The sequence below is a fragment of the Bacteroides sp. AF29-11 genome, assembly GCF_003602895.1.
In the GTDB taxonomy this organism is placed as follows: domain Bacteria; phylum Bacteroidota; class Bacteroidia; order Bacteroidales; family Bacteroidaceae; genus Bacteroides; species Bacteroides uniformis.
Map to the genome: position 1 here is coordinate 185,333 of NZ_QTLY01000006.1, position 11,003 is coordinate 196,335.

Annotated in this window: 7 protein-coding genes; 1 reads left to right on the plus strand and 6 read right to left on the minus strand. The window is 48.1% G+C overall.

All coding sequences use genetic code 11. The features are described from left to right. Nucleotides 1-37 precede the first annotated feature (37 nt). Nucleotides 38-1,678: an amino acid permease gene (locus tag DWZ03_RS11755; protein ID WP_044467866.1), complete on the plus strand. Its 1,641-nt coding sequence runs from the start codon at nt 38-40 to the stop codon at nt 1,676-1,678. 47 nt (nt 1,679-1,725) lie between these two features. Here DWZ03_RS11755 and DWZ03_RS11760 read toward each other — a convergent pair whose 3' ends face one another. The 6 genes from DWZ03_RS11760 to DWZ03_RS11790 form a co-directional block, all read right to left on the minus strand. Further along, nucleotides 1,726-2,883: an acyltransferase gene (locus DWZ03_RS11760; protein ID WP_118275136.1), complete on the minus strand. Its 1,158-nt coding sequence runs from the start codon at nt 2,881-2,883 to the stop codon at nt 1,726-1,728. A gap of 371 nt (nt 2,884-3,254) precedes the next feature. Continuing rightward, the gene (locus tag DWZ03_RS11770; RefSeq protein ID WP_005824254.1) at nt 3,255-4,895 is read right to left on the minus strand and encodes a fumarate hydratase; all 1,641 of its coding nucleotides are present in this window, start codon (nt 4,893-4,895) and stop codon (nt 3,255-3,257) included. Between the two features lie 132 nt (nt 4,896-5,027). Further along, nucleotides 5,028-7,019: a DUF4954 family protein gene (locus DWZ03_RS11775; RefSeq protein WP_165859860.1), complete on the minus strand. Its 1,992-nt coding sequence runs from the start codon at nt 7,017-7,019 to the stop codon at nt 5,028-5,030. Between the two features lie 101 nt (nt 7,020-7,120). Continuing rightward, complete coding sequence (gene hflX, locus DWZ03_RS11780) at nt 7,121-8,377, minus strand: GTPase HflX (RefSeq protein ID WP_009037207.1); 1,257 nt, start codon at nt 8,375-8,377, stop codon at nt 7,121-7,123. Nucleotides 8,378-8,564: 187 nt separating this feature from the next. Next, nucleotides 8,565-9,341: a hypothetical protein gene (locus DWZ03_RS11785; protein WP_118275138.1), complete on the minus strand. Its 777-nt coding sequence runs from the start codon at nt 9,339-9,341 to the stop codon at nt 8,565-8,567. Nucleotides 9,342-9,372: 31 nt separating this feature from the next. After that, complete coding sequence (locus tag DWZ03_RS11790; RefSeq protein ID WP_225982625.1) at nt 9,373-11,001, minus strand: RagB/SusD family nutrient uptake outer membrane protein; 1,629 nt, start codon at nt 10,999-11,001, stop codon at nt 9,373-9,375. Nucleotides 11,002-11,003 lie beyond the last annotated feature (2 nt).

An 11,003-nucleotide genomic window follows, 5' to 3' on the forward strand; every position in this document is an offset into this window, starting at 1 on the left:
CGTACCTTTACGCCCGATTTATCAGAATTAAAGCACAATGGGATTATTCATCAGAAAGCCATTCGAGGCACTGCAAGCGGAGGCGAATGCCTCCGGAAAGAAAACATTGAAACGTGTACTTGGTCCGTGGAGCCTTGTTGCCCTGGGCGTGGGAGTCATCATCGGAGCGGGTCTATTCTCCATCACCGGAACGGTGGCGGCAGGCTATACGGGACCGGCCATCACACTGTCCTTTGCCATTGCCGCACTGGGATGCTGCTTCGCCGGACTATGTTATGCGGAATTTGCATCCATGATACCCGTAGCCGGCAGCGCATACACCTACTCGTATGCCACGATGGGCGAACTCATCGCCTGGATTATCGGGTGGGACCTGGTATTGGAATACACCGTAGCCGCAACCACGGTAAGCATCAGTTGGAGCCGCTATCTGGTCGTCTTTCTCGAGGGACTGGACATACATCTACCGCAAGTCCTCACCGCCTGTCCCTGGGATGGTGGAGTCGTAAATATCCCCGCCTTCCTTATCGTCGTGCTGATGAGCCTCTTCCTGATACGGGGTACGGAAGGCAGCTCCATCTTCAACGGCTTCATTGTATTCCTGAAGGTTTCCGTCATACTGATTTTTGTCATACTCGGCTGGAAATACATCAATACCGACAACTATACACCTTACATCCCTGCCAATACGGGCGTGCTGGGCGAATATGGCTTCTCCGGCATCCTGCGAGGGGCGGCCATCGTATTCTTCGCCTTCCTCGGGTTCGACGCTGTGAGCACAGCCGCCCAAGAGACGAAGAACCCGAAGCGGAACATGCCTATCGGCATTCTGGTCTCCTTGCTGGTATGCACCGTGCTCTATATGGTTTTTGCCCACGTCATGACGGGAGTGGCACACTACACCGCCTTCAGCGGACAGCAAGGCATTGCTCCCGTTGCCATAGCCATAGAGCACATGGGGCAGGCTGATGCTGCAGGTATCATCCAGCCGGACTATCCCTGGCTGAACCGTGCCATCGTGCTGTCCATTCTGTTCGGATATTGCTCCGTCATCATGGTGACACTGCTGGGACAGAGCCGCGTATTCCTAAGCATGAGCCATGACGGGCTGCTGCCTCCTTTCTTCTCGCATATCAACGAAAAGTTCCGTACTCCGGCACGCAGCAACCTGCTCTTCATGGTACTTGTGGGCCTGCTGGCAGCTTTTGTACCCGCACGGCTGGCCGGAGAGATGACAAGCATCGGCACGCTGATGGCCTTCACGCTGGTCTGTGCCGCTGTACTGGTAGTACGCAGAACCATGCCTGACGTGCCCCGTTCCTTTAAAACCCCACTTGTTCCACTTATCCCCATACTGGGTATTCTTACTTGCCTTTGCATGATGTTGTTCCTTCCTGCCGATACATGGATACGCCTGGTGCTGTGGATGCTCATCGGTCTGGACATCTACGTGGGCTACGGCATGAAGCACAGTAAGCTGGAGCATGGAGGCGACACCCGCCACGGGCAGGTGACCTTGAACATGATTGGACTTATCCTTGCCGTTCTTTGTGTCATCACCGGACTGTGGCACCAACAGACTGTGGGATGGGGAGAAAGCAAAGTGCTGCTGATTATCTCGTTTGTTTTCGCATTCACGCACTGCGCTTACTATATGTGGAGAATCTGGAGGAGATAATAAGCCCTAAATCTCCTCCTTTAAAGATAAACAATCTTTCATCCAAACTACCCCAGCACCCACTTGGTCCGTTTCCCGAAACAACGGTATGCCATTGCCACCAGAAACCAGGAAGTACAGAAAGCGACGACTGCGGCACAAGGTATCTGAAGATAGATAGGAACATGGATAGCACGCATCAGGACTACGCTCGGTCCGGTAAAGAAATAGTGTATCATATAGACTCCAAAACCACAGAGCGTCAAGTTTGCCAATGCTTTCTTGATGCGCTCCGAACGGAAATTGGCCCGCTTGCAAAGCATAAACACGGGGATGGTCATCATTACTACATTCAGCGAACAGTAGGTGAAGAAGAGTTCGAGCATCTCATCCGTAAAATCCGGCAAGGAGGTCATACGACGGAAACCAAGGAATGTTACGGCATAGCCAATGGCAAACATGGGAATGCCGATGCCACAGAGTTGCCGGCCCGTCCAGTTATGGTTCCTCAGATAATGGCCCAACAATAGGTAGCCATTAAAACCGGCAAAGTAATACAGCATACCGAACGAGTTCCACGAGCAAGTCCCCCAAAGGTACGGAGCGGCAAACTCGGTATAATAAGGCAGCAGCAGTGTCACTCCCCATGCTGCAAGAAACCATAGTTTGGCACGTTCCGAGGCCTTCTCCACCCATGCCGAGAATATCGGAAGATAGAGATAAAGCCCTATCAGCAGATAGATATACCACATGTGTACATCCAATAGAGAGAAATTAAAAGGCATTTCTGCAATATATCCCAGGCTCACTGCCAGAGACTGGCGCATCACTTCCTCACCCGAATAAGGGAAGAAATCCAGAATCACTTTCGGCTCCACTCCCAGCAGTCCCGTTATCCAGGGGAACAGATTGTAAATCACAGACCAGATGAGGAAAGGAAAGAATACGCGGGGGATACGTTTCTTGTAGAATGCCGAGGCGTCACCCCGTACCGGCAACAGCAATGCACCGGTAATCATTACAAAAAGCGGTACGCAAGGACGGAGCGCCGCACCGTAGACAGCTCCCCAAAACTTGATGTCCGCAATGTCGGGCGATGTGCCCGGATAGAAGTTAAAAGGGTCTGTGCAATGGCAGCAAACTACTGTAAACATTGCAACAAGGCGTACCACATCCAGCCATACGACGTGTTGTGCCGGAGTTTGTCGTGTAAGAGTTGGTTCCATGTTTTATTAAATTGGTTGTTTGGAGGGCTAAAGATAAAGAAGTTAACCGAGAAATGAAAAGGAGAATGTAACAAAAATACGACAACAAACGAGTTTCAGTTTTATTCTACTATAGAAAACAATCTGTTTTATCAAGGCAGAACAGAGTGTTCCAATAGGGAAGAACACTTTGTTCCAACATGAAAGAACAGTTTGTTTCTTCCTATTGAAACAATTTGTTTCAACATAAAGGAACAGTTTGTTTTGCTTGATGAAACAGAGTGTTCTATGCCGCGAAACACTTTGTTTTCCTCTACAAAACAAAAAAGCCGTAACAAGATTTTCTCCGTTACGGCTTTCCTTATATTATGCCTTTCTAAAAGGCTTCTGTTTTACTTGCTGCAATTCCAGGGCTTCAGTTGCTTGAAGAAGTCGTTGCCCTTATCGTCCACCAAGATGAATGCAGGGAAGTTCTCCACCTCAATCTTCCAGATAGCTTCCATACCGAGTTCGGGATATTCCACGCACTCAATGCTCTTGATGTTGTTCTGTGCCAAGATAGCGGCAGGACCACCGATAGAGCCCAAGTAGAAACCGCCATACTTTTGGCAGGCATCTGTCACTTGCTGGCTGCGGTTACCTTTGGCAAGCATAATCATGCTGCCGCCGTGGCTTTGGAAGAGGTCTACATACGGGTCCATACGTCCGGCAGTAGTCGGGCCCATGGAGCCGCAAGCCATGCCTTGAGGAGTCTTGGCAGGACCGGCGTAGTAGATGGGATGGTCTTTGATGTACTGCGGCAGGTCTTCGCCACGGTCCAGACGTTCTTTCAGCTTGGCGTGTGCGATGTCACGGCCTACGATAATGGTTCCATTCAGAGACAAACGGGTGGAAACCGGATACTTGGTCAGTTCCTTCAGAATATCGGCCATCGGCTGGTTCAAGTCAATCTTCACCACGTCGCCTTCACCGGCCTTACGGAGTTCTTCGGGAATCAGTTCACCCGGATTGCTGTCGAGCTTTTCAATCCAGATACCTTCTTTATTGATTTTACACTTGATGTTACGGTCGGCAGAGCAGGAAACACCCAGACCCACGGGGCAGGACGCACCGTGACGCGGCAGGCGGATGATGCGGATGTCGTGAGCCAGATACTTGCCGCCGAACTGGGCACCGAGGCCAATCTTATGAGCTTCTTCCAGTACCAGCTTCTCCAGTTCCACATCGCGGAAAGCGCGGCCGAACTCATTGCCGGTAGTGGGTAGGTTATCGTAGAAGTGGGTGGAAGCCAGTTTCACAGTCAGCAAGTTCTTTTCGGCAGAAGTACCGCCGATAACGAATGCGATGTGATAGGGAGGACAAGCTGCCGTACCCAAAGTCTTGATTTTTGAGATAAGGAAGGGAACCAATGTTTCGGGGTTGAGGATAGCCTTTGTCTCCTGGTAGAGATAAGTCTTGTTGGCAGAGCCACCACCCTTGGTTACGCAGAGGAACTCGTACTCCATACCTTCCGTAGCTTCGATGTCAATCTGTGCGGGAAGGTTGCACTTCGTATTCACCTCATCGTACATGGTGAGGGGAGCATTCTGCGAATAGCGCAGGTTCTCTTCGGTATAAGTCTTGTAAACACCCAGTGAGAGAGCTTCTTCATCACAGTAGCCGGTCCATACTTGTTGTCCCTTTTCGCCGTGGATGATTGCCGTACCCGTATCCTGGCAGAAAGGAAGTACCCCCTTGGATGCTACCTCTGCATTGCGCAGGAAGGTGAGTGCCACGTATTTATCGTTATCGCTTGCTTCGGGGTCACTCAGAATCTTAGCAACCTGCTCGTTGTGCGAACGACGCAACATGAACGATACATCACGGAAAGCCGCATTGGCCATTGCCGTCAAACCTTCTTTTTCAATCTTCAGGATAGGTTTTCCTTCAAACTCGCTTACTGACACGTAATCTTTTGTAAGCAGATAATACTCAGTAGTATCTTTCCCCTTCTCGAACATGGGCTGATACTTGAACGGAGGTGTTGTTGCCATAATTACTCGTATATTTAATGTTTAAAAGTGATTCGGGTAGCAAAGGCAGCACAAAACCGCCTTTACCGAGCAAAGGTAAAAACTATTATTGAAATAATTCTTTAATTAGAGTAAAAACGCAACAAATCATAATTAATTTTCTGACACCCGCTGCATCCGCCCTATCAGTTCATCGCCCAGCGCCGTCTTCACCTCAATGTGTTTCAGCACAGCCATTACAAACGGATTGCTTTCAAAGTCGCCGCGTACCTGCTCAAAATCGAGTTCCTTTTCCAAGCGTGAGCCGTCAGCTCCAAAGCCCGTCATGGAAGCCAGTGAAAATTCTTTCTTAGCATCCTCATACACCATGCGGTCGAGGCCAACTACTGCTTCTTTCCATTTTTCGACAATATGTATGACGTCTTCTGCCGTCATACCTTCCGGCTTGATACCATAGAACTCTTCCAACTTCTCATACGCCCAGGTCCATTCGTAGGTATAGTAGTTGTTGTGCATCTTCTCAAACTCGGTATTGATAGACTTCAAGCGATTGACTTTGCCGGACTCAATACCGTCTATCAGCGCATCTATCTCACTCTTTGGGGCTATCAATCCGGAAATATCCACCCATTCGCCGCTGCCAATGGCAGTATCGGGCTTCAAACGGGCACGTATTTCTTCATTGCTCCGGAAGTCAATGCCTTCCAAGCGCTTGATGACAGAGTTTCCGAGGAACTTATGAATGGCTATTTCATAGAAGCGGATACCTTTCACCAAAGCCGAGTTACGTATCTTCGCACTATGGAAAGAATAGATATCCGAAAGCTCGCCACTGGCATGACGCAGATTCTGCAACGTCTCCCGTCCCTTGAACATTTTCTGCACCGTGTAGGGGCTGAGAAGATTATAGTTGATGTAATCCAGTTTGTTCGGGTCGGTACGCCCGTCACGTTTCGGCCACTTCTGGGCATCACGGATGGTACCCACACTACGCAGGTTGACACCGGGTACAAGGTAGGTGGTATTATTCTGCTCTATCAAGTAAGAGAACGGCAGGTTCGAAGTATCAGAATGGTTGACATGGCGCCCCATTACCAAGGAAAACGCTCCCACCCTTGCAGGCCACAAGATGTACGAATCGGAAGTCGTCTTGGCACCACGCTCCAAAGTGCCTTGATGGATAGGCCCTAACTTATACATATGGTTGCTCTGATTGGACCCCGAACCGGCATTCATAAAGGAAAACATACCGGCAATCAGCAACGTGGATTTATGGTGTGTCACCGTATAAGGTCCGGCAAAAATAGCGCACGCCTCCCCGTTCTCTCCCTGACAGTTGCTGAAAAACAAAGAATCCGAGGCAGAGTAGTTGTGTCCCAACTTGCATGCCTGCCCCACGAAGCAGCGGCTCAGCATAGCTCCGTCATCTACATGAGACCCGGTAGAGATGATGAAATCATCACAAATCACCCCATGCCCGATGTGTACCGGCGCCACCTCGTTGCTGTTGATGCTTCCGTTATACAGACGGCATGTACCACAGATGCGGCAATAATCACCGATGCGCACATTCTTTATGGAACCGGTGTTCAATATCATTACATGGTTCCCGATGCTTCCTACAGCAGAAGCATGTTTGTTGGAATAAAAATCCGTGATTTCCTTCATCCGTGCAATCAGCTCCGGGCGATGGCGGTAAAGCGCCAGAATATAGGCTTGGTGTGCGGAGAGTTTATCATTAATCAGCACCTCACGGCCTCCCGTCTCATTCAGGACAGACACTTCTACCCCGTTACCGAACTTCGACACACCGTCTACCAGAATAATATCCACATTCTCAATGAAGGTGTCATGCCCTATTTCATAATTGGCAATGTAGTTCTGGATATTCTCAATGCAACAGTTATCTCCCACCGTTACATTATGCAGCGTCACATGCCGCAAACCGGAATGCTTCCTGATTCCTCCCGGCAACATAAATTCTGAATGGAACACTCCCAAACACACCTCACCCGAAAAACGGGTATGATGCACAAATTCCGTTGAGAACTCTTCTGCAACGGTTACTTTCCCCCAATCATCAGCCAGACATGACTGGCTCTTCAACCGGAGAATTTCATCTTCGGTCAGTCTTCTGTAATTCATCCTTATAACGAGTTATGAGTTATGAGTTATAAGTTATTGCCTTTGCCGGCACTACCGATTCAAACCGCTGCCAGCAAATAACTCATAACTCATAACTAAAATTAAACTTCTTCTTCGTAGGTCTGATAAAGAAAGTCATTATAGGGGTACTTCTGCACGTGCAATTCCTTCACACGCTGATAAACTACACTCTTCAGTTCCTCCATATTGATTTTTTCGCGGGCAGAAATAAAGAGGCAGTTATCCTCCATCTTAGCCATCCACGTCTTCATCAGTTCTTCGAGTGTCAAGTTTTCCTTGGTTCTGGGGGTAAGGTCGTCAGCCGCTTTCTCTATATAAGTATAAGCGTCTATCTTATTGAATACAAGAATCATGGGCTTACCGGCGGCACCGATATCTGCCAACGTCTTGTTCACAACTTCTATCTGTTCTTCAAAATCCGGATGAGAGATGTCTACGATATGCAACAGCAAGTCCGCCTCGCGTACCTCATCCAGAGTAGACTTGAAGGAGTCTACCAAATCCGTCGGCAATTTACGGATAAAGCCCACCGTATCGGATAGCAGGAACGGCAGGTTCTCAATAATCACCTTACGCACCGTAGTATCCAACGTGGCAAACAGCTTATTCTCTGCAAAGACTTCACTTTTCGAAAGCAAAGTCATCAATGTGGATTTTCCTACATTGGTATATCCCACCAATGCCACACGAATCAAGCGTCCGCGGTTCTTCCGCTGGGTAGACTTCTGCTTGTCAATCTCAGCCAAACGCTCCTTCAACAATGACATACGGTTCAAGATGATACGGCGGTCCATTTCCAGCTGCGTTTCACCCGGACCGCGAAGTCCCACGGAACCTTTACCTCCACCAGCACCGGAGCCACCACCCTGGCGTTCCAAGTGGGTCCACAAACGTTGCAGACGGGGGAGCATGTACTTATACTGCGCCAGCTCCACCTGCGTTTTTGCATTGGCAGTCTGGGCACGCATGGCAAAGATATCGAGAATCAGGGACGTACGGTCCAGTATCTTGATTTTGAGTTCAGCTTCTATATTGCGTATCTGCTTGGCGGAGAGTTCATCATCAAAAATCACCATGCCGATTTCGCGTTCGGCTTCTTCTTCATTCCGGATATACTCTTTAATTTCTTCCAGCTTGCCCTTGCCGACATAAGTCACGGAATGCGCTGCATCCAGCTTTTGGGTAAACCGCTTCACTACTTCCGCCCCGGCTGTCTCAGCCAAGAATGCCAGCTCGTCCAGGTATTCGTTCGTCTTTCGCTCATCCTGCGTTTTAGTGATGAGACCTACCAATACCGCTGTTTCTGCCTGCACTTCGGAAATTACAAATTCTTTCATAGTTTCTATACCTTATTATATATATGTATTGTTGGTTCGGGCAGCAAATATAAATAATTTTGGCGGAAGCGCCTTAAAAAGCGGAATAAAATAAAAACAGACACAATAGAAAAATGGCATGTAAAATGAAGTCGAACTTCATCTTACATGCCATTTCAAATTACATATTATCTAATTGCCAGGATAATCAAAACCCTTCCGGCATCTCCAGCGTTTCCGTGAATCCCTGATACAGTACTCCCCATTTACCACCGTCAAGCACTACTAAGCCCTGCATCGGGAAAGACAACACGTTTCCTTTACGCTCCATACCTGCTGCTGCAAAGTATAGCATACCATAATCCGTCTTGTCATAACCAGTAGGTTGAGGATCCCAACCTATCAGTTCTTGATTGTCATCGCTTAGCGTAAACATGATGGGATATCCTTTCGTAATGCAATCTTCCAGCTTATAGATGTTAGCCTCTTTAGCCTTCAGCACAGGTTGATCCCAACCCTCGCCAAATAATTGAGATGCATAGTAGCCTGTACCTATATTGAGCCAAGTATAGTCACGCTTTATATTGACCGTCACCTTAGGTGAACCATAAACGTAGGAATCTTCTTCAGGAATGGTAATAGTATAAGATGCAGTAGTACCCACAGCTATGTCAAACGCAATCTTTACTTCTTTGAGTGCTTCACCGGCAGCAAAATCAACCGTTGTCGGCACTGTTACGTTCTCCGCATCTGTAGTCAAGCGAATAGATGCAGCCGCATCTGTTTTCTGACGGCCGATTTTGACCACAAAAACCTGTTCATCATTCGGATAATAAGTCAAATCAGAGTTATCAGCATAAATATAAGCTTGTACACCCTCGGTAGGAACCGGAGAAGGCTCCCACTCCACACCGTCTGAACAAGCCGTCATAGCCAAACCGCATACGGCCAAGCCCAAAAACAATTTATTGAATATCTTATTCATATACAAATTCTATTAAAAGTTAGTTCATTGGTTAATTGTTACCCGGTGCAAACTCCCCTATCGGAGTAGGACGTTTAGCAATAGCACCGGACGGGTCCGGATTGTTCATTCCCTGAAGGGCAGTATTTGAATCGACCTCGGTCTTAGGAATCATCAATGTCCAGTTGGGCTTCACACCTTTACAGTTTATCTTGAAGATATCTTCTATAAAGTTGGTACCCTCATAATTCTGAATGACATCCGGTTTCAGACGTTTAGCCGTGGGGAATGCGATTCCCTCACCCCAGAACTCGATACGCATCTGTTTCAACACCTCAAGTTGGAAATTACGCAAATCACCCGTACTGAAATTGTAATTGCTCTGGCGGTACTGCTTCATAAAGTTATTCAACAACTGTACGCCTGCTGCCACATTCTGGCTGGCACCTACTGCTTCAGCCTCTATGAGATACATCTCTTCCACACGCATCACGGGAATATCTGCAGCCGCACCCACAGAATAAGTGTTATAGTCACCACCCACGGGGCGGAACTTCAATGACATATAATCCGGTTGTTCATCCAGCCATGCATTGCCTCTCACTGACTGGTAAGCGTAAGTACTTCTGTCCGGGTCAAGGTAAGAATATTTGCGGAAATCGGTAGCAGGAATCGCGTCATAAAGTGAACGTGCCATCTGGAGCTTAGACAAAGAAGCATATCCCCAATCCGCTTCATTGGAAATGTGACCAATGAAATTAGCAAGATTACCCATATTGGAAGCCGTGGGGTGAAGGTACCACATCCATGCAGAAGTAGCCGTATTGAAACCGGTAGTGGGATTATGCCACTGTGATTCGCTCATAGGTGTTGCTCCCGACTTATCAATAGCCTTGCGGGCATACTCGGCAGCTTTAGCAAACTGACCATCCCACATATATACTTTGGCCTTCAGACCATATACGACCGCCAAGTCAGGGAAGTTCTTACTGACAGGTGTATAAGACTCCAGACCTATCTCTGCCTTGTCAAGGTCGGCAAGAATGAAATTCACCAATTCTTCGTGGGTTGCACGCGGATTGCTCTTCGCAATGTCGTTAGTTGTTGCCTCAGTCACGATGGGCACCGTCAGCCCCAGTACCTTGCTACAATCGGTATAGATGTTTTCTACCGGTTCGAAAAGTACCATCAGCGTATAATAGTCCAATGCACGGAAAGCATGGGCTATACTTCCAAGCCCACGCATTTCATCGGTAATTGTGGGATCAGTCACATCAACGGCCGCAATCACGTCATTGGCCGATTTAACGAACTTATATAGGGTGAAGTAAGGCAAATATGAATAATAGCCGGTGTCGTTCATACCATTATTGGCATTGAAGCGCCACCACCAGTCATATCCGTAATCCGTAGCCACGACATCACCCAGCAGTTCTGTCTGGGCCAACATCAATGAGGGATAAGCAAGGTCGGTCTCATGTGTTTGCTTACCGTACACTAGATAGCCTTGTACCATTTGCGATGGCAAGCCATTAAGCGAAGCCTCAATCGCTGTTGCCGATGCACCAATCTGATCGGAGGTCGCTGTAGAATCTTCGGGAAAAACCTCTTCTATACAGCCGGTCAATACCGTGGCCGATACGACCATAACCGAAAATAGTTTGAATATATTCTTCTTCATAA